Here is a 25,317-nt window from a genome sequence, read left to right on the forward strand (position 1 = left end):
ATGGATCCCGGGTCTCCGCTTCGCTCCGCCCGGGATGACGGCGGAGCGAGAATGGCCGGGCTCAGCCGGCTTTCTTTTCCTGCGCGAGGAAATGCTCGGCGATCTCCTTGCCAGTGGCGATCCAGACATCGCCGTAGCCGCGGGCCCGCGCCAGGAAGTCGCGCATGATGCCGATGCGCATCGGGCGGCCGGAAACCTGCGGGTGCATCACCATCGAGACGAGACCGCCCCATTCGCGGGTCTGGTCGAGCTCGTCGTTCCAGATCGAGAGCACATGCTCCTTCGGGAACATCGGACGCGGGCTGAAGCGCTGCGACAGGCCGTAGAGCCAGTCATCGAAGGACATGTTGACCGGCAATTCGACCGGGCCCTTCGAGCCGTCGCGCAGCTTGTGGCGATAGGGCCGGATGTCGTCGCGGAAGGAGGAGGAGTAGACGATGCCCTTCTCGCGGAGATAGCCGAGCAATTCGTCATAGTTCTCGCCCGAGGGCGCGCGGTAGCCGACCGGCGTGACGCCGAGGATGCGCTTAAAGATATCGAGCGTCTTGTCGATCTCCTCCTTGTCGACGGCGAAGTCAGCGGGGTCGGGCCGCTTATGCGAGTAGCCGTGATGGCCGACCTCGTGCCCGTCCTTGACGATGGCCTCGCACATCCCGGGATGGACCTCGACGACCCAGCCGGGGATGAAGAAGGTCGCCTTGATCTCCATCGCGCGGAGCTGATCGAGGATCTTGGGCACGCCGACCCGCTCCTCGTAGCCGCCGAAGGAGAGCGTCACGAGCCGGTCGGTGTTCTTGGCGTCGTATTGCAGCCAGGCCGTCTCGGCGTCGACGTCGAAGGCGGGGAACACCGCGCATCGGTAGCCGGCCGGCCAGGGATAGTCCGGGGCCGGGTCCGAGAGATTGGCGATGCGGTGGGGGAAATCGGTCAGCATGACAGGCGTCTTTCGCGAGAAAGCGCCCCGCCTCGGAGCGGGGCGCGATGGGAGCGGTTGGTACTCGGGTTCAGTTCTTGGTTTCGCCGTTGATCATGAGCTTGTCGACCTTGGCGTCGGCCAGCTCCCATTTCTTCAGCACGGCGGCATAGCTGCCATCGGCGAGCATTTTGGCGAAGGCCTTGGCGACGGCGTCACGCAATTCGGTGTCCTTCTTGGCGAAGGCGAGGCCCTGATAGACGGTGGTGAAGGGCGTCCCCAGGATCGCGTAGTTCCCCGGCTCCTGGCCCATCAGATAGGGCAGAGTCTCGCTGCCCTGGACGGCGGCGTCGAGCCGCTTCTGCCGGAGCTGGGTGCGTGCGTCGGCCGAGCCTTCCGTGCCGACGATCTGCAGTGCAGGCTTGCCCTTGGCCTCGCAGTTTTCCTTGCTCCAGCCTTCCATCTCCTTCGGGAAGGAGGTGCGGCGGCTGGCGCCGACCTTCTTGCCGCAGAGGTCCGCGAGGTTCTTGAACTCGTCCTTGCGGTCGGCATTGGTGTAGAACTGCGCGCCGGAGGCGAGATAATCGACGAAGTCGAGCGTTTCGCGACGGCTCGGCAGGTCGCTCATCCCCGACAGGATCATGTCGACGCGGCCTGTGGTCAGTGCCGGGATCATGCCCTCGAAGCTGATTTCCTCCCATTTGATGGTGATGCCGAGCTTTTTGGCCAGCGCGTTACCGAGATCGATGTCGAGGCCGGTCAGCGTGCCGGTCTTGGGGTCCTTGAACTCCAGCGGCGGGTAGTTCGGCACATTGGCGACGGAGAGCGTCTTCTTCTCGAGGATGCGTGCCGGCAGGCTCTGGGCCTGGGCGAGGCCCGTCGCGGCGCAGAGCGCGATGGCCGACAGGCCGAGCAGGATGGATGTCTTCGACATGGCTTTCCCCTTTTTGATCAGTGTCTGACGGCGTTGATGAAGGCTTTGGTGCGCGTTTCCTTCGGATCGACCAGGACCGAGCGGGGATCGCCGAGCTCGACGATCTGGCCCTGGTCCATGAACGCGACGCGGTGGCCGACATCCCGGGCGAAGCCGAGCTCATGGGTGACGCAGATCATGGTCATCCCGGTCTCCGCGAGGTCGCGCATCACCTTGAGCACCTCCGAGACCAGTTCCGGATCGAGCGCCGAGGTCGGCTCGTCGAAGAGCAGCAGTTCGGGGCGCATCGCGAGCGAACGGGCGATCGCGACGCGCTGTTGCTGGCCGCCGGAAAGCTGCGAGGGATAGGCGTCACGCTTGTCAGCGAGGCCGACGCGCTCAAGCAGGGCGAGCGCCCGGGCGGTCGCCTCCCTGGCCGGCTCGCCCAGCACCTGCACCGGTCCCTCGATGATGTTCTGCAGGGCTGTCAGATGCGGGAACAGGTTGAAGCGCTGGAACACCATGCCGATCGAGCGGCGCTGGCGGGCGATGGCGGCATCGTCAAGCTCATAAAGCTTGTTGCCCTCGCGGTGGTAGCCGACGCGCTCGCCGGAGACCCAGAGCGCGCCGCCATCGATGCGTTCGAGCTGGTTGATGCAGCGCAGGAAGGTGCTCTTGCCCGAACCGGAGGGGCCGATGATGCAGAGCACCTCGCCCTTGGGGATCGCAAGGTCGATGCCCTTCAGCACCTTAAGTGTGCCGAACTGCTTCTCGACCTTCTGGGCGAGGACGAGAGGGGCGCCGGCGAGATGGTCGGGGTCGACCGTCCGGACTTCGGAGAGGGCGGTCTGGGTCGGGATGTCGGTCATCGTGCCAGCCCTCAGCGCTGCGCCGGGGCGGCGACGCCGCGGGCGTAATAGGCCTCGATCCGACCCTGGATCAGGCTGAGGACGGTGACGACGACCAGGTACCAGATCGCGGCGACGATCAGCAGCTCGATGACCCGCGAATTGGCGTAGTAGATGTTCTGCGCGCTGTGCAGGATCTCGGCGAACTGGATGACGCTCGCCAGCGAGGTGAGCTTCACCATGCCGATGAACTCGTTGCCGATCGGCGGCACGATCACGCGCATGGCCTGTGGCATGATGATCCGCCGCAGCAGCTTGAGCCGCGTCATGCCGAGCGTCTGGGCCGCTTCGTACTGGCCGTTGTCGACGGAGAGCAGGCCGGCGCGCACCACCTCCGCGGTGAAGGCGCCCTGCTGGATGCCGAGGCCGAGCAGTGCCGCGACGAAGGGCGTCATCACCTCGACGGTCTTGAACGAGAACAGGCCGGGTATGCCGATGGTCGGGAAGACCAGCGCGAGATTGAACCAGAGCAGCAGCTGCAACAGGGCCGGCACGGCCCGGAAGAACCAGATATAGCCGACCGCCGTCATCGAGAGCACGGGATTGGCTGACAACCGCATCACCGCGAAGACGACGCCGAGCGCGATGCCGAGCAGCATCGCCAGGATCGCCATGACGATGGTGTTGACGAGGCCGGTCATGATGGCCTGGACGGTCAGGAACTCGGCGACATAGTTCCACTCGATCTGCCCGACCGCGAAGGCGCGCACGATCGCGGCCAGCGCGAGGCAAACCACGGCGGCGCCGATGATCCTGCCGAAATGCCGGCGGGGAACGATGATGAGGTTGTCGGATTCAGCGATCATCTTGCCTCGATGGCTTCAGGTCGTCGGAAGGCGATGAGCGGGCGCGGGCGTGCCGGGGCGCTGTCCGATCTTACCGGAGGGGAACCGGCTTGCGAGGCGGCTCCCCATGGCGCGTCTATGATTTATCCCGCTGCTGTATTCGCCTGGCTTATAAGCGGAGCCTGCGACGGCCTTCACGGGCCGTCGCCCAAGAGCCCGCATCACTGCCCGGCGTCGATGGCGGGTTCGGGAAGGGCCTGCCGCTCGAGGCCGAACTTCTTCAAGGCCTGCTGGTAGGCGCCGTTCTTCATGACGGCCGCAGTCGCCTTGGCGACGGCGTCGCGCAATTCGGTGTTCTTCTTCTCGAAGGCGAGGCCGAAGAGCGTCTTGTTCAGCGGCTCGCCGACGAAGGCATAGGTGTTCGGCTCATCCGCCATGAGATAGGCGACGTATTCGGGTCCGAGCACGGCGGCGTCGAGCCTGCCCTGCTTGAGATCGAGCCTCGTCGCCGTGGCGCCCGCCGTGCCGTTCACGGTGATCGCCGGCTTGCCCGCGGCGGCGCAGTTTTTCTCGCTCCACGCCACCGTGACCGGCATGTAGCTCGTGGTGCGCGGAGCCCCAACGGTTTTGCCGCAGAGATCGACATTGCCCTTCAACTCGCCCGCCTTGGCCGCCAGCGCGAAAGGCTGGGCGCCGGTGGCGAGGTAGTCCACGAAGGTGAGCTTGTCGCGGCGGGAGGGCAGATCGCTGATCGCGGTGCCGATCATGTCGATGCGGCCGGTGGTCAGTGAGGTCATGAGCTGCTCGAAGCTCATCTCCTCCCATTTGACCGGGACGCCGAGCTCCTTGGCGATCGCGTTGACGAGCTCGACATTGAAGCCGATGCGCTCGCTCGTCTTCGGGTCCTTGTAGGCCATGGGCGGATAGGTGCTCTCGATGCCGACCACGATGTGCCCGGCCGATTTGAGCGCGGCGGGCAGCGCGATGCCGGCTTGCTGAGCGGCGGCCGGCACCGCGGCCGCGAGGCTGAGCGCCGCTGCCAGGGCGGTTGCCGGAAGATGTCGGTTCACTGAAATCCAGGCGGTCATCGTCGTTCCCCGTTTTGTCGGCTTGCGAGATCGCCGGCCGCGAAGGCAGAACGATCCGCAGGCGGGCGCCGTTGTGGCGCCGCGGCGATCTTAGCGGGAGCGTTTCGGAACGGGGCGCGAGCCGGTGGCGTCGGGCTATGATTTATGTCCGGCCGCTATTCGGCGCGCTTATATGACGCGGCGGGCCCCTGAGGCGCGCCGGCCCCCAAGGGCCGGATAAATCGAGGAGATCGGAGAGCTGGAGCGGGTACCGGGAATCGAACCCGGGTATTCAGCTTGGAAGGCTGCTGCTCTACCATTGAGCTACACCCGCGACCGGCGCCAAATTCCCCATCATGGCAGTGGAAGTCAAGCGTTCAGCTCGCGCGTTCCAGCTCTCGGACCGGCTTCTGCACCTGTATGGCGTGCCGGGGCCGAAGAACGGCCGCCAGTGGCCGGAACGGATATGTTGCAGGAAAACGCAACCGCGGCTGGGCAGGCAGCGTCAGATGTGCCCGTCGAGCTGGGATCGGTCGCTTTGAAGAGCCGGCGAACCGCCTGATGCAGGCCTCGCCTCAGTGCCGGCCATCGCTTTGTTCACGACGATCAGCCGCAAATAGGGAGCTTTCGGAGGCATCCGATCCCGTGACGTCTCCGTGACGGCGTTCGCACGCCTGATCCTGGCACGCCGAAGTGCTGCAGAAAGCTTGCTTCCGGGTTTCATTCACTTGATTTCCAGCGCCGCGCCTGAAGCGTTTCAGAACGGATGGCGGAAAACATCCCCTATTTGGAGGAGAGGCGCGAAATGATTCGCAGGATCGCCGGGCTGGATCAACCAAACCGGCGCATGCCCAAGAGTCGCCTGGATAAGGATCGTCTGGATCGAGCATGAGCCGGCGTTCTGGTCATCCAGGCGGCGCTGACGGCATGAATGTGCTTGCCGCTGCGGCCCCGCCCCGCCCACGACGGAGAGGCAGGGGAGTGCAGCTTGGCTCGCGCTCGCTCAGAAGCCGAAGTTGAAGCCGGCCTTGAGGATATCGCCCGTCGTGCGGCTGCGCATGGATGCATATTGGCCGGGCGCCAGCCCCGTGAAGTCTCGCAGGGGAAGCTTCTGGTTGCCAAGGTCGTAGTGGGTGTAGTCCAGCCGGATCGTCGTGCCGGGCAGGATCGCATATTCGACGCCGCCGCCGACGGCCCAGCCACTGGCCAGCGGCGAGCGTGAGCCGGCCGCGCCCGAGACTGCGGCCGGATTGTCCGGCGTGATCAAGCCCTTCTGGTCCAGGAGGCCGTAGGCATAGCCGCCGGTGCCGTAGATCAGGAAATCGCCGAGCACGAAGCCGGCGCGGGCCCGGACGGTGCCGAGCATCGAGAGCTCGGTTTCCGCGCGGGTCGTGAAGCGCGTGCCGCCCGGATTGGCGGAAGCGTTCTGGCTTCCGCCCAGACGGGTGGCGGAGAGGTCGGTCTCGGCGCCGATCACCACGGCGCCGATCTGGTAGTTGAAGCCGAACTGCGCGCCGCCGACCATGCCATTGCCGTCCGGCGACAGCCGGCCGGGCAGCGCTGCCGGATCGATGGCGCTGGGAGCAGGAACCGGGGCGCCGAAGACGGTCGTGTTCGTGATGACGGTCGTATTCGTGACGGTGGTCTGCGTCGTCGGGAAGGAGTTGGTCGGAAGATTGGTGGTCGTTGTTGTTGTCGCTGTCGTTGTCGCAGTTGTCGTCGTGTTCGTGCTCGGTATCACCGTCGGGCTGCCATAGGGGCCGGCGACCGAGGTTCGCCCGTTCTGGCGCCCGGCGCCGAGGGAGCCACCGACATAGAAACCGGTCCAGCGCGGCCGTTCCGGCAGGAGCATCGGCACGGCCGGCGCCATCGCCTGCTGCTGTGCCGGGGGAAGCGGCGGCGTGTAGGGCGGCGCCCGGCGCGGGAAGCTGTGGGCCGGGGCGACGCCGCGCGGTGTGTAATCGGCGCGGCGCGTGCGGGGCTGCGCGGGCAGGGCAGGGCAGACCGGGCAGGTCTGGGCGACCTGGACGCGGTTGCGGCTCGGGGCCGTTTCAGCGAGCCGGATGGCGGCCTGGACATGCGACGACACCGGATAGAGCCGCGCATAGAGCTTGAAGGCTTCGGCGTCGCCGGCCAGCACCGTCTCGGCCCAGGCCCGTTCCTCGGTCCGCTGGGAGAGGATGCGCTGCAGGCGCAGGGCGCTCTGGTCGTCGAGATTGGCGGCGAGCACCGTCCCATAGATGTCCGGCCGGTCCCAGGCGATGGCGGTCCGCGTGGCGTCGGCCGGCGACATCCCGCGCAGCGAGGCTGGCGTCGGGCGTGCCGCGAGCGGCACGTTGCCGGCCATGGCTGTCTGCGCCGGCGCCATGCCGGCCTGACGCGGGAAGAAGGCGAATTCGGTGATGAGCGAGGAGGTGTCCCAGGGAATCTGGACGCCGTTGGTCGTGTCATAGACCGCCAGGCGGATGCGCCGGAAGATCTGCTCGACCGGCAGGCCGGGCTCGCGGGCCTCTTTCAGGAAGGCCGTGGTGAAGGGGCTGTTGGGCCCGGTGCCGTCAGCCGCGGCGGAGCCTGGCGAGGTGGCGAAGGCGACGAAGGTGCCGCTGCCGGAATCGACGCGGGCGAGGCCGGCCTCGCTACGGGCGCCGTCATTGGCTCCGTCGACGATCTGGAGGGCGAGGCCGCGGGAGAGCTCCCGTCCTGCGAAGGGATTGTCGCGACAGGCGTCGAGGATAGCGATCTTGGACTTGGCGCCGGCGCCATCGAGGCGGCGCAGGATCTCGCTCAGAGACAGCGCCTGGCTCGGGATATTGGCTGAGGTTTCGGGGCGGATATCCGTGGGAAGGATATAATTGGCGCCGTCGAGCTGGACGGCATGCCCTGCATAATAGACCAGCGCCGTCGTGTCGGGACCGCTCTTCCTGACCTTGTCGATGAAGACGTCGAGCGCGCCGCGCAGGCCGGCGAGCGACAGGTCGAGAGCGGGCGTGATGTCGAAACCGGCATCCTGCAGCATGGCGCGGGTGGCGCTGGCGTCGTTGAGGGCGTTGGGGAGCTTGGTGACGTTGGCATAGGCGCCGTTGCCGATCACGAAGGCGTAGCGCTTCTGCTGTGCGAAGGCCGGGGTCGCGCCCAGGCCGAAGGCAGCGAAGGCCATCGCCGCCATGACGCAGAGAAACGCGTGAGCCCAGGCCTGGATCCGCATCCTCGTGTCCTTTGTGGTGTCAGCGAAACGACTCGCAAGGACTTGTGTGGCGTCTGCGATTCCCGACGGCATCCGCCATATGATGGAGCTTGCGCTCCACTGCAGGCGAAGCAAGCCGAAACAAGGCCGGGCAGAGGCTCGTTGCTATTCGCTGCTGGCTGGATATTGCCGAGTGTTTCCGGAAGCTTGGTCTTTGACCCTAGGGCATTGTCTCAACCGAAGGCGGCGTATTGTGACGTTTTTGCCATAGGCCTGCGCCTTGCTTGGCCTCGCCTTGGGAGATGGCGCCGGACGCTCCTTCAAATGGATGAAGCGCCGCGCGCGGCCATAGGCTGCAATGCGGGTCGCGATGACGAGCGATCCAGCGATCAACCCTTACGACGCGGTGGCCTATCCGGCGCATTCCTTTGCGCAGACGCACCCGTCGCGCCTGGCGACGATCGCGCATTTCCACGGGATGCAGCCGGCGTCGCCAAGGGCGATGCGCGTGCTGGAGCTGGGCTGCGGGCGCGGCGGCAACCTGATCCCGATGGCGGTGCAACATCCCGGAAGCCGCTTCCTCGGCATCGACCTGAGCGGGGATTCGATCCGGCAGGCGAATGCCGGGGCAGCCGAGCTCGCGCTGTCGAACATCGCCTTCGAGCAGCGCGACATCCTCGCTGTCACGGCCGAGATCGGCGCCTTCGATTACATCATCGTCCACGGCGTCTATTCCTGGGTGCCGGACCCGGTGCGCGAGCGGATCATCGCCCTGTTCGGCGAGCTGCTGGCGCCGCAAGGGGTTGCCTATGTCAGCTACAACGCGCTGCCGGGCTGCCGCTTCCGCGATATGGCGCGCGACATCATGCTGTTCGAGACGCGCCATATCGCCGATCCGCGCGAGCGGGTGCGGGTCGCGCGGGCGGCGCTCAAGGCCTATGCCGAGGCCAGCGATCCGGAGAACTATCACGGCGCCATTCTGCGCCAGCGGCTGCAGCAGATCGAAGAACTCGCCGACAACGTGCTCTACCACGACGATCTCAATCCGATCGCGCGGGCTTTCGCCTTGCACGAGGTGCTCGATGCCGGCGCGCGGCACGGCCTGCAATTCCTGGCGGAGGCCTCATTTCCCAACCTGTACGGCGCCTCGAAGGGGCCGGCGCAGCGGATGCTGGCGGAGATCCCCCTCGATCAGCCGCTGCGGCGCGAGCAGACCATCGACCTGCTGATCGGCCGGCCCTTCCGCGAGACGTTGCTGTGCCGGGCGCAGGTGCCGCTGCGCCGGGGCGTCAGGGCGGATTCGTTACGGCCCTATTGCCTTGCCGCGGATGTCCAGCCGGTGCAGGAGGGCGCGGAGGAGCAAGGGCCGGGCGTCGAGCGCTTCGCTTTTGCGGAAGGCGTCAAGCTCTCTGTGGATCTGCCGGCGTGCAAGGCGGCCTTGAGAATCCTGGGAGCGGCCTGGCCGGCGAACATGGCCTATGCCGATCTCGTCGCGCAGGCGCTGGACGTTGCCGCCGCCGAGGCGGGAGCGGGTTTCGATCGCGATCGCGAGACCGCGCGGCTGGAAGAGGCACTGACCGCGATCTTCAAGGCTGGGCTGCTCGATATCAGGCTCGAACCGCCTCCGCTCACGACCATCATCACCGAAAGGCCGCAGGCGAGCCGGGTCGCGCGCTGGCAGGCCGCGAACGCGGCCGAGGTGACCGATCTGCGCCACCGCACCGTGCTGCTCGACAGTGCCGTGGTGCGGAAATTCATCTGCCTGCTCGATGGCTCGCGCGACCAGCGCATGCTGCTCGCCGACATGAATGCCTTCTTCGGCGAGGCGCGTGCAGCGAGCATCGTCGAGCCGGGCCTGCCCGAGCGGGCGACGGCGGAAGAGGTTGCGATGCATCTCAAGGACGTGGCGCGGCTCGGGCTGCTCCATGGCTGACGATTGTCGCGCGCAGCGGTGCGGCGTAACCTTGGGTCAATGTGAGGTGGAGCGCGGATCGTCGGGATGAGCGAGCGCTTCCGGCAGTTCCAGGTCGCGTTTCCGGAGGAAGCCTGCCTCGCAGCGCTGATGCGCCTGCGCCATGGCGGCACGACCATGGCCTGTCCGGCCTGCGGCCGGCCGGCGACCTTCGAGCCGCGCCCGAAGCTGCGCGGCTTTTCCTGCAACCATTGCAACTACATGATCCATCCGGCGGCCGGTACGCCGCTGGAAAGCCGGCGCATCTCCCTGCAGCGCTGGTTCTTCGCCGTGAAGCTGATGGCCGAGCCATCGGCGAAGGCGGCTGTCACGGCCTTGACCCGCGAGGCGGGCCTGCCCCAGCTCGCAGCCAAGCGCCTCGTCGATGAATTGACCGCACTCGGCGAAAAGGGCGGTCCCTCCTGGCTCCTCGCCTTGCGCGAACTTGTGACCGGCAAGGGCGAGCCGCAAGCCGCTTCTGCCGCCGCCCGGCCGATGCCGCCGCAGGCGCCGGAACGGCCTGTCCCTCGGCCGCCAGCCCCGCCGCCGCTGCCCCGTCCGGTCGCCGAGGCCAATGTTCCGCGTGCGCCACCGCTGCCGCGCGAACCGGCGATGCCGAAGGCGCCGCAGCCGTCATCACCATCTCCGTCGCCTGCGCCACGGACAGCGCGACCGGAGCCCGAGGCTCCCGCTGCCGCTCCGAAGAAGGCGTTCTCGGGCCGCATGGCGATGGCGAGCATTGCGGCGGGCGTCGTCTGCGTCGTCGCGGCCATCGTGGGGCTGGCCTATGCAAGGCTGCAGCAGCAGGACAGGCCGCCGGACAATACCGAATTCGCTTCGGAGCAGGGGATCCCGGCGCTGAAGGACGCCCCGGCGCGGCCGTCCTTAATCCTCTCCTCCGTCGAGCAGGATCTGGAGGGCGCGCGGCAGGCGGCCCAGTTCGCGCTCGACAACGATCCTTCGCTCGCCAACATCAAGGCGCAGGACGACGCGCCGACGCAGCAGATCCCGGTCAACCAGTTGCAGTTGCCGTCCAACATCCTCCTGGTGCCGCCCAAGGCGCAGGGCAGTGTGTCGGCGCCGGCGGGGCCGGCCTCGCCAAGCGGAGCGCCGCAGCCGCCGCCGGTGATCTCCAGCGGCGACCCGGACCAGGTCCTGACCTTCGGGCCGATCAAGATCCGCCGTCATCTCGTCGACACCATCGTGCGCGCGAGCAAGGTCGTCGGTGCCGATCCGACGCTCTTGATGGCTGTCGCGGACAAGGAATCTTCGTTCTCGACGGCGGTGAAGGCGCAGACTTCCTCGGCGACCGGGCTCTACCAGTTCATCGAGCAGACCTGGCTCGGCGTGATCTACGAATTCGGCGCGAAGCACGGGCTCGCGGCGGAAACCAAGCTGATCGGCAAGTCCGGCCGGCAGTTCGTCGTCACCGATTCCTCGCAGCGCCAGCGCATCCTCGACATGCGGCGCGAACCCTATATCTCGGCGCTGCTGGCGGCAGAGATGCTCAAGCGCGACACGTTGCGGCTCGAGCGGGCGCTCGGCCGCCATCTCACCGGCGGCGAGATCTACCTGATCCATTTCCTTGGGCCCGATGCCGCGCAGACCTTCATCGAGACGATGGAGGAGACGCCGGGCGTCAAGGCCGCGGAGCTCCTGCCGAAGCCGGCGCAGGCCAACCGGCCGATCTTCTACGTCGATGCCGGCGGCGAGACCAAGACGCTCTCGGTCTCCGAGGTCCACAAGAAGTTCAACGATATGATCAAGATCAGGCTCGACCGCTACAGCGCGGTCAGGCCGACGATGGGGGCGGGCGTCGCCCGGCCGCAGCCGAAGAAGTGATGGCCTTGATCGCGTGCCTCTCGCCGCGGGCAATCCCGCGCGCGGCGTTTCATTCCCCGCGGGGCCGGGGCTCGGGAAGGAGTGATGACCATGGCCGGCAATCGTTTCGAACAGGTCGACGGGCCGCAGGCCGATGCGATCACGCTCAGCCTGTCGGAGCGCGGCGGCGAGGCTTTCGGCCGGGTCCATTGCCCGGCGGAGCTGGCGGCGGGCCATCTCGTCAACGATTTCGTCAGCGACGAGATGGCTGCCAAGGACGCCTATCGCACCGCGATCCGCCTGGCCAACGAGATCAGGGCTCCGATCGTGGTCGAGGACGTGGCGGGCGTCTGGCAGGACGAGTGGGGCGTGCTCTACCGGGAGATGTGAGGGCGCCGGTCGCGCACCCCTGTCATTGCTCCGCTTGGCTCGCAATGACGGGGCCGCGCTTCCTCACTCGATGCGGAAATACTTGACCCCGAGGCCGAGCTTGCCGGTCTGGCGGGCGAGGTCGAGCTTGAGATTCCCGAAGAAGTCACCGGCAGGCGAGGGGTTGGGACCGGAAAGTGCCGGCAGCGGCTCCTGGCTGACGAGGGCGAGCACCGTCTGCGGGCGGGCCGCGCCGCCGGTCGATTCGAGCTTCAGGTTGAAGCTCACCTTGTCGCCCTCGCGCTTCATGAAGCTCGCGAGATTGTAGACGAGGCCGTCATCGCCGATCAGCACGACATCGAGATTGAGGCCGCCGCCGGCCTCGACCGAGCCGTTGAGTACCTCGCCGCTCTTCATGTTGAACGAGCCGATCTGCAGCTTCACGTTGCGATCGATCGCGAGGCCGGGCTGGCGCAGGAAATCGGCCATGGGGCACTGCGCCTTGGTCAGCGGGCGCAGGTTGATCTGTGCCTCGAAGCCCTGCGCCGCCTTGAAGGCGCTGTCGAAGGCGACGAAAGGCTCGGTGCCGCTGCCGAAGCCTTCGAGCACGGCCTTGCGATCGCCGATATCGATCGGCCAGAGGAAGAAACAGGAGCCGCCGTCATAGTCGCGGACGAAGCGTTCGATCCGCTCTGCCGGCGTGCGCGCATCGGGTTCCTTCACGATCGGCGGAGACTGCTGGGGATTCGTATTTTCGCCGGGAGGCTTCTGCGTGTTGATGGCGACCGGCGATTTCACCGGGGGCTTGGTGTCGACACCGGGCGGCGTGAGAGGCGGGGGCGTGATCGCGGGCGGCCTTACGGGAGGCGCCACCGGTGGCGTGGGCGGAAGCTGCGTGCCGTTTTCGGCATCGACAGCAAGCTGGCCATCGGCCGGCTTCTGCTGCGTCGTCTGCGGGGGCGAGGAGAGTGGCGGGCTCGCATTGTCCGGCGTGGCCTTGGGGCCACCGGAATCGCTCCGTCCCGAAGCCGCGGTTTCGGGCTTGGTCTCGGTCAGAGCCGGCGGGTTGCCTCCGGGGGACTCGGTTCGGCCGGAAGGTGGCGGTTCGGAGAGCGGGGGCGGGGAATTGGCCGGAAGGCGTGCGGTCTGGCTGGTTTCGGCCGGCCTCAGGGCCGTCCAGGCATAGAAGCCGCCGCCGGCCAGCAGGGCGAGCGCGGCGATGCCGGCGACCAGCGGCAGCGGTGAACGCGCCTGCTTGCCGGCTGATCGGCTGGCGGCCGCTGCGGCCTTCTTGCCGACCGGCTGCGGCTGCCAGGCGGCGATTTCGGCCATGTCGGCCGGACGGTTTTGCGGGTCGGGTGCCAGCATCCGCACCAGCAGAGGGCGCAAGCTGGCGGCGACCTGCGAGAGATCGGGCAGGCGGCGGCGCTTGTCGAGGATGTCGGCCTGGCTGCCGCCCATGTCGATGGCGTGTCCGGTCACCGCCTGCGCCAGCACGAGCGCGAAGGAATACATGTCCGAGCGACCCGAGACATCGCCGCCATAGAGGCCGAGCTGCTCGGGCGAGACATAGTTGTATTTGCCGGCGAAGCCGGAGCCGATCACCGTGCCCTCGCCGAGGATGCTGGAGCGGGCGATCCCGAAATCGATGATCTTGGCGCGCGAAGGATCGCCGCCCGGCAGGATGATGTTGTCGGGCGAGATGTCGCGGTGGATGATGCCGAGCCGGTGCGCGGCATGCAGGCCCGGCGCGACGCGCTGGCGCAGGATGTCGGCTTCCTCGATCGTCAGCGGCCGCTCCTTGATGCGCTCGGAAAGCGGCTGGCCATCGACGAACTCCATCGCGAGATAGGGCGATTCCGTCACCGGATCGATGGTGAAGACGTAATAGCGGACGATGGCCTCGTTATAGAGGTTGTGCAGGGCCGCCGCCTCGCGCCGGAATAGGGCGAGGGCCGCCTCGTCGCGGGCCATCTCGGGCCGGATCATCTTGATCGCGACCGCATCGCCGGTCTGGATTGCGCGGCCGCGATAGACCTCACCCATGCCGCCGACCGCGATCAGGCTCTCGATCTCGTAGATGCCGTTGAGCTTCGTGCCGATGCGGGCATTGGCACGGGGCGCGATGACGGTGCGCTCGGAGTCGTCGCTCATGGCGTGTTACTCCCTGGCGTGCTGCTCCCTGCCATGCGCCGGTTCGGCATCCAGCGTGTCCGTTCGGCCTGGCCTTGTCGATAGCGGACGATGATGATCGTGACGTTGTCGCGCGCGCCGCGTTCGAGCGTCAGGGCGAGCAGGGCGTCGCAGGCGGTCTGGGCGCTCTCGGTCTCGACGGCGCGCAGGATCTCGGTATCCGCGACATGTTCGGTCAGCCCGTCCGAGCAGAGGAGGAAGGTGTCGCCATCGGCGATTTCGCCGCTCTCGATATCGAGCTCGGGCGTCTCGTGCACGCCGATGGCATGGGTGATGACGTGCCGGCGCGGCGAGCGCTTCGCCTCCTCGGCGGTGAGCAGCCCGCGGTCGACCATGTCCTGGACCTCGGTGTGGTCGCGCGAGATCTGGGTGATTTGCCCGGAGCGGACGAGATAGATGCGGCTGTCGCCCGACCAGACGCAGGCGAAATGGCGCCGGTGGACGAGCAGCACCACCAGCGTCGCGCCCATGGTAGCGCCGCGCTTGCGGATCTCCTCGCGCAGCGTCTCGTTGGCGCCGAGCACGCTGTCTTCCAGCATCGCCAGCAGATCGGGCGCCGAGCCCGCGGCGCCCACCGCTTCGAGCGCGGCGACCACGGTCGCGCTGGCAAGCGCGCCGTTCTCGTGCCCGCCCATACCGTCGGCGACCGCCCAGAGGCCGATTTCCGGCCGCAGGATGAAGTTGTCCTCGTTCGCCTTGCGCACCTTGCCGGTATGGCTGATGCAGCCGGTCTCGAAGTCTGAGGCCTCGCGTGGGGCTTCGTTCATGGCGCAACCCTCATGAGCTGACGCGCTTGGGTTCGAGATGGGCATCGAAACGACCCGTCAACAGGCCGGAGAAGAGGTAAGGGTCCGGCAATGCCTGACCGGTCAGCGCCAGCGGTTCGAAATTCGGCCCGCCGATTGTCCAGAGATAGGAGGCATGAGCATAGGCACGGGCATGATCCTCGACGCGCAGGGCCGCCAGCCGCTCGGGGAAGCCGGCAGCGGTCGCGGCGCTGACGATGGTGCCATCCGAAAGGCGCACCATGTCCTGCGGCGGGGCGGCGAGGAGGTGGTCATTGGGGACGGGCAGGGCGGTCAGTCTTTGCGCCACGGCCTCGTAGCTCGCTCCCGGATCGAGTGCTTGCAGCAGAAAATCCTCGACCGCCTCGAACCATGGGTCCTGCGGGTCGAGTTCCGGCGGCGGGATCGCTGCGCCGGGGCCGGCGGCGGCAAGGACGGTCAGCGGGAAATAGCGGCCGACGCCGTCGACCGAGGGCATGAAGGCGCCCGCGACCGTCTGCCCGCCGGCCTGCGCGCCGCCCAGCCAGAAGCGCCAGATCGGAGCGTTGAGATAGGCCTCCTGCCAGCGATTGCCGAGTTCGAGCCGGCTCGCGGTCAGCCCGCCCTGCAGCCATTTCTCGTAAGGCCCGAGGAAGCCGGAGGGGGCGTTCAGCGCGATGAAGTCGCGCTTGGCCGGAAGCTTGCCGAAAAGGCCGCAGCTCAAGGCTCAAATCCCGGATGGGCAGCGGATTTCCCGCAGCGCCGGCAGGATCAAGGGGTTCTTGAGCGAGCCGACGCCGAAGGAATAGCCGACCTGCCGGCCGCCGGCATTGAGCGTGAAGCCGACATTGTCGCCCTGCTTCAGCACGGAGCCGGCATCGAGCAGACGGAAGAAGGACCAGGTGCCGTCCTTCTCGAAGAGCTTGGCCTCGCCCTGGGCAGCGTTGCCGCTCTGTGAGCCCGAAGAGAAGAAGCCGCCGCCGAACATGCCGCCCGAGGCGTTGCCACTGGCCCCGCCGAGCGTCAGCGTCACCGCCGTCTTGCCGACGCCGCCGCCCGGCCACATCACCGGGGCCGGCGTGTTGACGCCCTGCTGGCTGGTCACGGTGAAGCCGTTGATTTCCAGCTTGGCGCTCGAAGCGTCCGCCGAGAGCGCGGTCGGCGTCACCACCATCTGGAAGGAGGGCAGGTTGCCGCCGGTCGGGAAGAAGGCCTCCTTGATCTCGCTGGCGCGCTGGAATTCGCGCAAGGTCGTAGGCGATAGGGCGCGCGCGACGCGGCTGTCGACGCGCCAGCTCCATTGCGGCTTCGAGGTATCGACGAAGGGTTCCAGCCGCTCCTTGTAGAACTTGTCCATGATCTGGCCGGGGGCGAAGAGCCGGGCGAAATCGGCGAGCGGCACGTCGCGGGCGCTGGCCTTGGTGAAGGGATAGCGGTTGGTGACGATCTCGTTGCAGACGCCGGTCACCTGTTCCGCCAGTGCCTGCCTGAGCAGGGCGACGGTGGCGCCGGTGGCATCGCCCTCGAAATCGTTGACCGCCTGCACGATCATGCCGTCGAAGGGCGCGGGGTAGCGCGAGGAATTGGCGCGCAAGGTTGCGATCAGCGGCACGAGCGCCGCATTCGCCGCCGCCGACTGGGACGGATTGGTCGCGGCGATGGCGAGGTTCTGGCTGATCTCCGAGAAGGTCTGGAGGAGCTGGTCGACCGGCCGGCGGCCGAGATCGCCGTCGACGAGGACGTGGTAGGGCTTGAACTGGGCCTCGATATCGGCGCCGAGCGAGACGTCGTTGCTGCCGGCGAGCACGCGGTCGACGCCGGCCGAGGCCATCGGCAGGTTGGCGCCGAGACGGCCGAGCGCCTGGCTGGCGCGCTCGTCCAGCGTCTGCGCCGCGTTCTTCGCGGCGGTCTGCGCGACGGCCTTCTTCGCGTTCGGGCGCTCCTTGGTGAGTTGCGTCTCGTCGCGCAGGGATTCCAGCACCTGCTTGAAGGGCGATGTCGCCGCCGAGATGGCGCTGAGCGCGACATAGCGCGGTTTATCGGCATTGAGCGGCCGGAGCTTCAACCGCCGCAGCGTCTTCTGCCAGGTCGCGACATAGTCACGGCTGTAGAGCTTCATCAGGTCCTGGAACAGCGTCGCGTATTGCGCGGTGATCGCCTGCTGGTCGACATTCTCGCCCAGTACCCAGCGCTCCTTCTCGATGCGGTCGCCGATATCGCCGAGCCGGCCGATGAAGGCGCTCTGGAAGCCGTCATAGGTGTAGAAATACGGCACGCGGACCTGGTCGAGATCCTCGCCGCCAACACCTTCGAAGACCAGCCGGACATCGGAGCCGCCGCGCTGCGAGACGACCCAGTCCTTGGCGCTGTCGCTGCGGGATTGCGTGCGCAGGAGCTCATAGGCGCGCTCGGCGATGCTGAGGCGGCGCAGCGTCCGCTGGCTCTGCTCGATCAGCGACTGGTTGAGCTTTACCATCGGCTCGCCCGTGCCCTCGTCGAGGTCGAGCATGGCGGTCAGGTGCTCCTCCAGCGCCTCGCGGCCCTTGGCGTTGGCCGGGCCTGGGAAGAGGTTCTCGGCCCAGTCCAGCCGCATCCAGGAGGTGACGAGGTCGCGGTCCAGCTTCGCCTGGCCGCCGATCATCATGTAGACCTTGAGCGCCTCGTAGACGAAGCCGGGATTGTTGGCCTGCTGTTCGAGCTGCTCCTCCAGGCGGAAGATGATGCGGGGCCGCAGCATCCGCTCCAGACCCTGCTGGTAGGTGATCTCGCTCGCGTTCTGGAGGCGCTCGCGCTGGCTGAGCCCGAAGGTGGCCAGCGTCGGCGTCGGCTCGGCTTGCGTGGCGTAGCCGGCCGGCATGTTCCGGAGCTTGTGCAGCAGCGGCAGGACACGGCTGAAATTGCGGTCGGAGATCGTGGTCTCCTGCAGCACCGGAGCTGCGGCGCTGCGATAATCCGAGAGGCCGTAATTGGTCGCGGTAATCAGGTCGCTGTTGCGCGAAAAACTCGTCCACCACAGGCCGAGCGCGGCGAGCGACAGCAGCGCGACCGTTGCGAAGCCGGCGATGCGCAGGGCGGTCGTGCGTCGCGCGGCGCCGAGATCGGTCGAGACCCAGCCGGATTCGCCGATCACCACCTTCTGGATCAATTCGGTGAGGAAATAGCTCTTGCCCTTGCCGGAGAAGGAGGCCGCGCCGGCATGGTCCGAGCCGAAATTGCGCGAGAGCGCGCCGATCAACTGGTCGATCGGCGTTCCCTCCTGCGTGCCCGAGGTGAAATAGAAGCCGCGCAAAGTCGCATTGGCGTGGTAGCGCGTCGGTTCGAAGACGCGGGTCAGGAACTCGACGATCGAACGCTTCAGCGTCGCCATCTGGCTGGGGAAGCCGAAGATCTGGGCGCGCGCGGTCGGGTTGTGCTCGTCCTGCAAACGATCGGGCAGGCGCTCGTTCAGCCGCTCGATCAGCGCGTCATATTCCGGCGGCACGTCGCCGATCATGTTGCGGGTCTTGTCGGCGGTCTGGAAGGTGTGGCCCCAGACCATGCGCCGCTGCGGCTCGGTCAACTGGCCGAAGAACTCGTTGAAGCCGGCGATCAGGTCGGCCTTGGTGAAGATCGCATAGACCGGGAAATCGACCTTCAGCCGCTCGTGCAGTTCGAGCAGGCGGGCGCGGATCGCGTCGGCATGGGCTGCGATCTCCTCAGGCGAAGAGGTCAACAGGTCCTCGACGCTGATCGCGACGAGCACGCCGTTGATCGGCTGGCGCGGGCGGTTGGTCTTGAGCAGGTCGAGGAAGGCAAACCAGCTCGACTTCTCGGCCTTGGTGTCGGTGTCCTGCGTGGTGTAGCGGCCGGCGGTGTCGATCAGCACCGCATCCTCGGCGAACCACCAGTCGCAATAGCGCGTGCCGCCGGAGCCGGCGACGGCGGCCGGCGTCGCGCCGCGCGCCAGCGGGAACTTCAGCCCGGAATTGACCAGAGCGGTGGTCTTGCCGGCGCCGGGCGGACCGATGATGACATACCAGGGCAGGTCGTAGAGATAGTCGCCGCCCTTGCCGCGGGCGCTTTTCAGCGTCGCCAGCGCATCCTTCATCGCGCTGGAGAGCGCCGCGCCGTCGCCGGTCGATTCTTCCTTTTCCAGAGCCTCGGTTAGCGCGGCGGTCGCCTTGCGGCGGCGGATGACGATGACGGCGATCCAGATGAGCGCGCCGACAAGAAGCAGCACGGCGACGGGCATCCGGACCCAGAAGGATTCGAATGGGCGCACCTCGCCGAAAGCGACGAAGGGGCCGCCGAACCAGATCAGCGCGGCCAATGCGAGCGCGCCGATCAGGATCGCGATGATGCGCAGCCAGGTGGCGAGATTCATAGCTTCGCCCTCCTAGTTCTGACGCTGGATCAGGATTTCGACGCGCCGGTTCTGGGCGCGGCCGGCGGGGGTGGCATTCGGCGCGATCGGCGTGTCCGCGCCCTTACCCTCGAAGCTGATGCGATCGGGCTTGGTCAGCTTGGTCTTCAGCATGTCGCCGACCGCCTTGGCACGGGCCTGCGAGAGCTCGACATTGGAGGGGAAACGGGCGGTGCGGATCGGTACATTGTCGGTATGGCCGACGACCTTGACCGCGCCTCCCTCCTGCTCCAGCACAGCGGCGATGCGCTCGATCAGCGGCTGGAACTCGGCGCGCACGGCAGCCTGTCCCGGCTCGAACAGGGTGATACCGGCGAGGCGCACGATGACGACGTTCGGCGTCACCAGGCAGACGATCGGCGGCTGCACCGCGGCGCAGACCTTGGGGGGCTGTGCCGGTGGAGGCGGTGGAGGCGGCGGGGCCGAGAAGACCTTGCGCATGATCCCGACCTCGCCCTTGGGATGGACCGAGAGCAGGGCGGTCGAGGCCGCCTCGGCATTGCCGGCAAGCAGGGCGCGGAAGACGAAATAGACGCCGAGCAGGGCGACGGCCGTGATCGCCGCCACCGACCAGACGGGCACCTTGAAGCCGGTCACGGCCTGCGCGATGGCCTGCCCGCGCCAGCGAGGCGAGAGCTCCGGGTCGGGCTGCTTCACCCGGCGCAGCGTCTCGAACAGGTTGCGCTGGATCATCTGGAGATTGTTGGCGCCGCCCGCCGACGTCCGGTGGATGCCCTGGAAGCCGAGCGCGAGGCAGGCATGCATCAGTTCGAGCAGGTCATAATTGACCGACGGATCGGCCTTGGCCTTGTCGAGCATCTCGAAGAAGCGCACGCCGCCGATGCGCTCGCCGAAGAAGCGCGAGAGCATGCTGTACTGGGTCCAGACATGACGGTCGTCGCCGGGAATATTCTGGACGATGTCGTCGGCGCTGGCAGCGATGACGTATTTCGCCGTCTGCGCGGTTTCGTGCGAGACGCCGGCGGCGCGGACCTCATGCTCGAAGGCCTCGATGGATTCGCCGACCTGGCCGAGAAGCTGCGCGAAGGGCGCGTTGGAGAGGTTGGCGCGCATCCGCCCGAGCAGGAGCAGGAGCGGACCCGCGGCACGCAGAAGCGGGTTGGCGTTCGGCGTCAGGAGCTGGTCGCGGCGCGGCAGGGCTTGGCCGCCGCCAGAGGGCGGCGGGGCCTGCTGCTGGCGCGGCGGGATCGGCGCCGGGTTCGACATCCATTCGTCGCCGGTGCCGGGCACGCCGGGCGAAGGCACTTGCGGTGGCTGATAGGGCTGGGGCGCCTGCGGGGCAGCCGGGGTTGGTGCGGCAGGAGCGGGCGGCAGGGGCGCGCGGCGCCCGCCGGGGTTCGGCCTGATGATCGTTCGCTCGGAGCGGCCGAACGGATCTGAGGGCGAACCCGGATCGCTCATCGTCTGCCCTCCAGAACGGCCCAGAGCTCGAGTTCGAGATCGGGCCAGTCACCGGAAAAATGCATGCCGATCGAACTCGCCGTCGAGAACTCGGGCCAGAGCGGCGAGGTGCGGTCGAGATAGAAGTATACATGATCCGTGAGCGCGCGGATCTGCGGCGGCGGCGTCGGCAGGTGGACGAGATTGATGCCCGGCAGATTGGCATGGACGATCTCGTTCATCTTGGTGTTGGGGCCGACCTTGAAGAGCTGCGGGAACTGCGCCTGGATCTCGGTCAGCGGGCGGCGGGCCGCCACTTCCAGCACCAGCGTCGCGTTGCGCACGAGGCTGCGGTCGCGGATCGTCGACATGAAGGCGTTCTGCGCGCGCTCGACGATTTCCAGCCGGATGGCGCGGCGGCCGAGATTGGCCGAAAGGAAGTCCTGGATGTCGCGCACCACCGGAGCGAAGCAATTCTCCAGATCGTCGTGATCGTAAGCGGGGTAGTCGCGGGCGCGGCGTTCGGCCGTGGTGAAGGTCGCAAGCTCGCCGGCCAGCGCGAGGAAGGTCGAGAACAGCCGCTCGGGATGGACGAAGCGCGAGCGGCGCATGTGCTTGAGCACGGGGATGCTGCGGTTGAGGAGCTGGAGCACGAAATAGTCCGCGCTCTGCAGGCCGCCGCCGGCGGTCGGATCGGCGGCGTAGCGGGCAAGCTCCTCCAGCTTGTTGTCGATCCAGCCGATGACGCGGTCGAGCCAGCCCTCGATGACCGGATAGGCCGAGCAGACCAGCACGGGCGGGGCGAATTTCTCGTCGAAGAGCACGGCGCGGTCGCGCACTTCGAGGATGCGGCCGAGCGCGAGGCCGACATAGCCGGCCTTCGAGGTCTTGCGCAGCTCCAGGGTCAGGCGCGGATGGGCGACGTCGATCTCCTCTTCCGTGCGCAGCGAGGCTGTGGAATCGATCAGCATCTCGGTCGCGGGGAGATAGCGGCTCGCGGAGCCGGTCTGTGCGTCCTCGACCTCGCGGGTGTTGGCGGCCGAGAGCGGCAGGGAGAGCCAGACGATCTGGCCCGCCGCATTCTCCGGGACCTCGATCGCGGCCGGGAGCGGGCTGTTGTCGGGCATGGCGAAGGGCGTTCCGTCCGGCATTACCCCGACGGCGCGGCGCAAGCCGATGCGGCTTTGCTGGGCGAGGTCGCGGTCGATCTCCAGCACCGAGAAGCCCCACGGATAGGGCGTGATGGCCCTGACCCGGCTTTCCAGCAGGTTCTCAAGATAGCGGTCGCTCTGCTGGAAATGATGCGGCCTGAGGAACAGCCCTTCCGACCAGACGACCTTGCTGTACCACGACATTCCGGTCTCGCTCACTCGAAGGCAGGCATGGCGAGCTTATCCGGGGCTTGCCCCAGCGTCACCTAACGAAATGCTAGCGCTTCGCGCGCGAGGCGCCGTCATTGACTTGAAGGATGCGGCGGACAGAGTTTGAGGGCAGTCCTGAAAGGAACGAATCCGTTCGAGAACGGGAGGCGACGATGCCGAAAGGCCCTGCCGCACGCATCACCGACCCGGTGATCCACCCGTTGCCGGGCATTCTGCAGCCGGGGCCGGGCAGTCCGAACGTGCTGATCGGCAGCCTGCCGGCCTGGCGAGGAGTTCCAGCTGCGGCCGCCGCGGCGATCCAGGGCGCCAAAGCCGCGGCCGATGCGACGGTTCAGGCGGCGGAGGCCGCGACGCTGGCTGCCGCCGGAACGCCCGGTGCGCCGGCAGCGCTCGCGGCCGAAATCGCGACGAAGAACGCCGTCTCCGCCAGCATGGGCTCGATGATCACCGGCGCCTCCGGCGGGGCCGATATCCATAACTGCCTGACGCCCGTGCCGCCGCCCGTGCCGCATGGACTCGGCGTCGTCATCGACGGTTCGCAGACCGTGCTGATCAACAACCTGCCGGCCTGCCGGATGGGCGATACTGTCCTCGAAGCGCTGGGGCCGCCCAACAAAATCATCATGGGCCTGCCGACAGTCATCATCGGCGGATGATGCCGGGTTGATTCAACAATTCCGCGCAAGTCACTGATATTGGATCGTTTTCCGTGCCGTGGGTCGCCGGGGTGCCGATCCTCCGGCTTGACCGGAGGTCTCGAGCTCGCCAAGCGGGTTCTCTCAATCCCATTTCGGAGGACCTGCCGTGACCATCGAACGCATCGGGCTGACCGCCCGCTGGTGCGACGCCGCCATCTTCAACGGCATCGTCTTCCTCGCCGGCCATGTGCCGGAGAAGACGGAAGGGCGCTCGCTGACCGAGCAGACGCAAGAGGTGCTGGCGCTGCTGGAGGAAACGCTCGCGGATGCCGGCAGCGGCAAGGACCGCATCCTCAGCGTGCAGATCTTCCTGACCGATATCGGCAAGATCGGCGAGATGAATGCGGTCTGGGACAAATGGGTGGCGCCGGGCCACGCGCCGGCGCGCGCGACCGTCGAGGCGAAGCTGGCATCACCCGGCTACGGCATCGAGATCACGGCGGTGGCTGCGAAGCGGTAGGATTGAAGAGGGCGTCATTCTCGGGCGCAGCGCAGCGGAGACCCGAGAATCTCCGGACAGAAGGGCACTGGAGCCTCATGCTGCATGAGATGCTCGGGGCGAGCCCGAGCATGACGGCCGTAGGGAACGGCCGTCACTTCCCGCCGCGGTCGTAGCACTCGGCGAAATAGATCATGAAGGTGTCGACGAGACCGTCCTCATAAGGGGCGGTCTTGGCCTCCCAGCGTGCGACATAAGTCTCCCACATCTTCGCCTTGCGCGAGCCGATCAGCCCGCCGATCCCGCCTTCCGGCGTGGTCGCTTCGGCGATCGCTTGCGGATCGAGATCCTCGACCAGCATCCGCAGCGCGTGCTGCATGGCGGAGTAAGTCTTGATCTGATGGGCCTTGAGGTCGCGGAAGCTCTCGTCGAAGGCGCGCTTCGCGTCGAGATAGCCGCTGCGCGGCTGGCCGAAGATCAGCTGCAGCGCGTCGTCCACCGTCGGCGAGAATTTCAGCGGGTTGTTGTCCTGCGCCTGGATCATCGTCTGGCTGGTGCTGCGGGCGATGCGCTTGCTCTCGGCGCGGGCGGCGAGCAGGCCCTTCAGCTCCTCCGCGATCAAGCGCATCAGCCCGCCGAGCTGCTCGGCGAAGGCGCCCGGATCCTGCGTGGACAGGGCTTGCGGCGAGACGCCGGCCCCCTTGGCGAAGCGCTGCATGAACTCGCCCATCGAGATCGCGGCAGGGCCGCTCATGGGGACGGGGTCCCGCGTGACGGCGGCTGCGGACACCGGCGTGGTTGCGGGCGCAGGCATCTGCTCGGCATCGGGCTCCGGTTCGGCCGTGGCCGGCTCGTCCCAGGGGTTCGCGGAGGCCGGGCCGCTTGCCGTCGGACGGCGCGGCGTGGGGATCGGCGCCAGCGGCTCCGCCTGGGGGACGGGGGCGGCCTGCAAGGGCGCCCAGGCGAAATCGTCGCCTTGCGGTGGCTGGGCAGACCGGCCCGGTGGAGGGGCTGGCGGCGCCGGCCCGGCGGCCGGTGTCGGAATGTCGGTGGCCCAGTCGATGAAGCTTGCATGCACCGGCTTGGCGTGGCCGGGCGGCATCAGATCGCGACGCGAGATCGGCGGCGCGGCATCCGTGCTGGGCGTCCAGAGCGCTTCCGGGTCGGCGACATAGGATGGGGGAGGAGAGGCCGCCTGCGCCGCCGCCTGCCCGGCCTCCTCGTCGATGGCGACCGCGATGATGTAGTGGCCGATCTCGAGCCGATCGCCGTGCTGGAGGCGGTAGGGCGACTGCACGCGATGCTCGCCGCCATTGACGAAGGTTCCGTTGGTCGAGATGTCGCGCAGCCACCAGCCGCCGTCGCGGAAGCGGATCTCGCAATGGCGGCCGGAGACGGCGCGCGAGGGATCGGGCAGCGCCCAGTCGAGATGCTGGTCACGGCCGATATCGAGGCCGCGCCCGCCGCTGGCGGTCACGCTGAGCGGGCCGCCATCGGGCAGCGAGGCCTGGTTCTCGATCGTCAGTGTCAGCGCCATCGCGGACATCCCGTTCCGAGCTGCGCGAGAAGATCAGCGTTTGCCGGCATCGTCTTCGGCCAAACGAATGCATGCTTCGACACAGGCGCGCAATGCGGCTTCGCGCTCGCGGGCCGGCAGACGGTTGATCGCATTGAGCACGGCGATGCGGGCCATCTTGGCGGTCAGGTCCGGCGGGGTGGGGATGGCGTGGCTTTCCGACATGCTGCCGCCGGAATAGCCGGCCGCCCAGGCCACGAAGGTGCCGGGCCGCGCGCGATCTCCGGCCTGGGCATGGCGCAGCGCTTCGAAGCGGGTCTTGTCGCCGGGCTCCCGGACCCAGGCCTCGGCGGCGGCAAGGCCGGGGTCCTGCGTGCCGGGCGGCTGCAACGCGCGCACCGCCTGCAGGGCCCACCATACCGTTTCACGCCTCGGCAGGAGGAAGGCGCAGAAGCCGGCGGCTTCCATTGGCGCCGGCCCCTTGACCAGGCGCGCGAGGAAAGCCAGCGGAGGCTCCGCCGTCGGCGGCATGGTGACGGCCTGGGAGGCCGAGGGATAGGTCTCGAACACTTCGCGGGCGGTGCTGAAGCGCAGGCGTGACATGATGGCTC

General features: G+C 67.6%; 19 protein-coding genes and 1 tRNA gene. 5 read left to right on the top strand and 15 right to left on the bottom strand.

Annotated elements, in window-relative coordinates; all coding sequences use genetic code 11:
• Positions 1–61: 61 nt before the first annotated feature.
• From GGC47_RS08685 to GGC47_RS08715, 7 genes are all read right to left on the bottom strand, one after another.
• On the bottom strand, positions 62–934 hold the full coding sequence (locus GGC47_RS08685; protein ID WP_142022568.1) for a polysaccharide deacetylase family protein: 873 nt from the start codon (positions 932–934) through the stop codon (positions 62–64).
• A gap of 70 nt (positions 935–1,004) precedes the next feature.
• Positions 1,005–1,847, bottom strand: a complete 843-nt coding sequence (locus GGC47_RS08690; RefSeq protein WP_142022569.1) for an ABC transporter substrate-binding protein — start codon at positions 1,845–1,847, stop codon at positions 1,005–1,007.
• Positions 1,848–1,864: 17 nt separating this feature from the next.
• Positions 1,865–2,695 (bottom strand): amino acid ABC transporter ATP-binding protein, encoded by an 831-nt coding sequence (locus GGC47_RS08695; RefSeq protein WP_142022570.1) that lies wholly within the window; start codon positions 2,693–2,695, stop codon positions 1,865–1,867.
• Positions 2,696–2,706: 11 nt separating this feature from the next.
• Positions 2,707–3,540 carry an amino acid ABC transporter permease gene (locus GGC47_RS08700; protein WP_038358332.1) on the bottom strand — a complete coding sequence of 278 codons (834 nt, stop codon included), beginning with the start codon at positions 3,538–3,540 and terminating at the stop codon, positions 2,707–2,709.
• Between the two features lie 200 nt (positions 3,541–3,740).
• A complete protein-coding gene (locus GGC47_RS08705; RefSeq protein WP_133563461.1) occupies positions 3,741–4,607 on the bottom strand; it encodes an ABC transporter substrate-binding protein in 867 nt (288 codons plus the stop codon).
• Positions 4,608–4,846: 239 nt separating this feature from the next.
• Positions 4,847–4,920 (bottom strand) — tRNA-Gly (locus tag GGC47_RS08710).
• A gap of 669 nt (positions 4,921–5,589) precedes the next feature.
• Positions 5,590–7,791 carry a caspase family protein gene (locus GGC47_RS08715; RefSeq protein WP_185747995.1) on the bottom strand — a complete coding sequence of 734 codons (2,202 nt, stop codon included), beginning with the start codon at positions 7,789–7,791 and terminating at the stop codon, positions 5,590–5,592.
• 349 nt (positions 7,792–8,140) lie between these two features.
• On the opposite strand from GGC47_RS08715, the gene GGC47_RS08720 reads away from it, so the two are divergent.
• The 3 genes from GGC47_RS08720 (at position 8,141) to GGC47_RS08730 (ending at position 11,932) form a co-directional block, all read left to right on the top strand.
• Entirely contained in the window at positions 8,141–9,703 is a 1,563-nt protein-coding gene (locus tag GGC47_RS08720) for a methyltransferase domain-containing protein (RefSeq protein WP_185747996.1), read from the top strand.
• 66 nt (positions 9,704–9,769) lie between these two features.
• Positions 9,770–11,563, top strand: a complete 1,794-nt coding sequence (locus GGC47_RS08725) for a transglycosylase SLT domain-containing protein (protein ID WP_429067684.1) — start codon at positions 9,770–9,772, stop codon at positions 11,561–11,563.
• 90 nt (positions 11,564–11,653) lie between these two features.
• Entirely contained in the window at positions 11,654–11,932 is a 279-nt protein-coding gene (locus GGC47_RS08730) for a hypothetical protein (RefSeq protein ID WP_038359850.1), read from the top strand.
• A gap of 63 nt (positions 11,933–11,995) precedes the next feature.
• Here the strand turns inward: GGC47_RS08730 and GGC47_RS08735 are convergent, their stop codons facing one another.
• The 6 genes from GGC47_RS08735 to tssK are packed head-to-tail and all read right to left on the bottom strand — an operon-like array spanning position 11,996 to position 22,026.
• Positions 11,996–14,065 (bottom strand): protein kinase domain-containing protein, encoded by a 2,070-nt coding sequence (locus GGC47_RS08735; RefSeq protein ID WP_142022574.1) that lies wholly within the window; start codon positions 14,063–14,065, stop codon positions 11,996–11,998.
• Positions 14,062–14,871 (bottom strand): PP2C family protein-serine/threonine phosphatase, encoded by an 810-nt coding sequence (locus GGC47_RS08740; RefSeq protein WP_142022575.1) that lies wholly within the window; start codon positions 14,869–14,871, stop codon positions 14,062–14,064. Before GGC47_RS08740 ends, GGC47_RS08735 begins: the two co-directional genes overlap by 4 nt.
• Before the next feature lie 10 nt (positions 14,872–14,881).
• Positions 14,882–15,592, bottom strand: coding sequence for a type VI secretion system-associated protein TagF (tagF, locus tag GGC47_RS08745; protein ID WP_142022576.1), 711 nt, complete (start codon positions 15,590–15,592; stop codon positions 14,882–14,884).
• Positions 15,593–15,595: 3 nt separating this feature from the next.
• Complete coding sequence (gene tssM / locus GGC47_RS08750) at positions 15,596–19,231, bottom strand: type VI secretion system membrane subunit TssM (protein WP_142022577.1); 3,636 nt, start codon at positions 19,229–19,231, stop codon at positions 15,596–15,598.
• Positions 19,232–19,243: 12 nt separating this feature from the next.
• Positions 19,244–20,692, bottom strand: a complete 1,449-nt coding sequence (tssL, locus tag GGC47_RS08755) for a type VI secretion system protein TssL, long form (RefSeq protein ID WP_142022578.1) — start codon at positions 20,690–20,692, stop codon at positions 19,244–19,246.
• A complete protein-coding gene (gene tssK / locus GGC47_RS08760) occupies positions 20,689–22,026 on the bottom strand; it encodes a type VI secretion system baseplate subunit TssK (protein WP_142022579.1) in 1,338 nt (445 codons plus the stop codon). The genes tssL and tssK overlap by 4 nt, the downstream gene beginning before the upstream one ends.
• Before the next feature lie 179 nt (positions 22,027–22,205).
• Between tssK and GGC47_RS08765 the strand changes: the two genes are divergently transcribed.
• Positions 22,206–22,709: a PAAR domain-containing protein gene (locus tag GGC47_RS08765; RefSeq protein WP_038358320.1), complete on the top strand. Its 504-nt coding sequence runs from the start codon at positions 22,206–22,208 to the stop codon at positions 22,707–22,709.
• A gap of 148 nt (positions 22,710–22,857) precedes the next feature.
• On the top strand, positions 22,858–23,211 hold the full coding sequence (locus GGC47_RS08770) for a RidA family protein (protein WP_142022580.1): 354 nt from the start codon (positions 22,858–22,860) through the stop codon (positions 23,209–23,211).
• A gap of 133 nt (positions 23,212–23,344) precedes the next feature.
• Here GGC47_RS08770 and tagH read toward each other — a convergent pair whose 3' ends face one another.
• Positions 23,345–24,727, bottom strand: coding sequence for a type VI secretion system-associated FHA domain protein TagH (tagH, locus tag GGC47_RS08775; RefSeq protein WP_185747997.1), 1,383 nt, complete (start codon positions 24,725–24,727; stop codon positions 23,345–23,347).
• A 33-nt stretch (positions 24,728–24,760) separates the two neighbouring features.
• Entirely contained in the window at positions 24,761–25,309 is a 549-nt protein-coding gene (locus GGC47_RS08780) for a DUF6931 family protein (protein ID WP_038358316.1), read from the bottom strand.
• Positions 25,310–25,317 lie beyond the last annotated feature (8 nt).

It is taken from the genome of Allobosea sp. OAE752 (assembly GCF_050433265.1).
Classification (GTDB): Bacteria; Pseudomonadota; Alphaproteobacteria; order Rhizobiales; family Beijerinckiaceae; genus Allobosea; species Allobosea spartocytisi.

Coding starts and splice junctions, on each gene's coding strand:
- GGC47_RS08685 (WP_142022568.1), bottom strand. CDS start 934: ATGCTGACCGATTTCCCCCACCGCATCGCCAATCTCTCGGACCCGGCC.
- GGC47_RS08690 (WP_142022569.1), bottom strand. CDS start 1,847: ATGTCGAAGACATCCATCCTGCTCGGCCTGTCGGCCATCGCGCTCTGC.
- GGC47_RS08695 (WP_142022570.1), bottom strand. CDS start 2,695: ATGACCGACATCCCGACCCAGACCGCCCTCTCCGAAGTCCGGACGGTC.
- GGC47_RS08700 (WP_038358332.1), bottom strand. CDS start 3,540: ATGATCGCTGAATCCGACAACCTCATCATCGTTCCCCGCCGGCATTTC.
- GGC47_RS08705 (WP_133563461.1), bottom strand. CDS start 4,607: ATGACCGCCTGGATTTCAGTGAACCGACATCTTCCGGCAACCGCCCTG.
- GGC47_RS08715 (WP_185747995.1), bottom strand. CDS start 7,791: ATGCGGATCCAGGCCTGGGCTCACGCGTTTCTCTGCGTCATGGCGGCG.
- GGC47_RS08720 (WP_185747996.1), top strand. CDS start 8,141: ATGACGAGCGATCCAGCGATCAACCCTTACGACGCGGTGGCCTATCCG.
- GGC47_RS08725 (WP_429067684.1), top strand. CDS start 9,770: ATGAGCGAGCGCTTCCGGCAGTTCCAGGTCGCGTTTCCGGAGGAAGCC.
- GGC47_RS08730 (WP_038359850.1), top strand. CDS start 11,654: ATGGCCGGCAATCGTTTCGAACAGGTCGACGGGCCGCAGGCCGATGCG.
- GGC47_RS08735 (WP_142022574.1), bottom strand. CDS start 14,065: ATGAGCGACGACTCCGAGCGCACCGTCATCGCGCCCCGTGCCAATGCC.
- GGC47_RS08740 (WP_142022575.1), bottom strand. CDS start 14,871: ATGAACGAAGCCCCACGCGAGGCCTCAGACTTCGAGACCGGCTGCATC.
- tssM (WP_142022577.1), bottom strand. CDS start 19,231: ATGAATCTCGCCACCTGGCTGCGCATCATCGCGATCCTGATCGGCGCG.
- tssL (WP_142022578.1), bottom strand. CDS start 20,692: ATGAGCGATCCGGGTTCGCCCTCAGATCCGTTCGGCCGCTCCGAGCGA.
- tssK (WP_142022579.1), bottom strand. CDS start 22,026: ATGTCGTGGTACAGCAAGGTCGTCTGGTCGGAAGGGCTGTTCCTCAGG.
- GGC47_RS08765 (WP_038358320.1), top strand. CDS start 22,206: ATGCCGAAAGGCCCTGCCGCACGCATCACCGACCCGGTGATCCACCCG.
- tagH (WP_185747997.1), bottom strand. CDS start 24,727: ATGGCGCTGACACTGACGATCGAGAACCAGGCCTCGCTGCCCGATGGC.
- GGC47_RS08780 (WP_038358316.1), bottom strand. CDS start 25,309: ATGTCACGCCTGCGCTTCAGCACCGCCCGCGAAGTGTTCGAGACCTAT.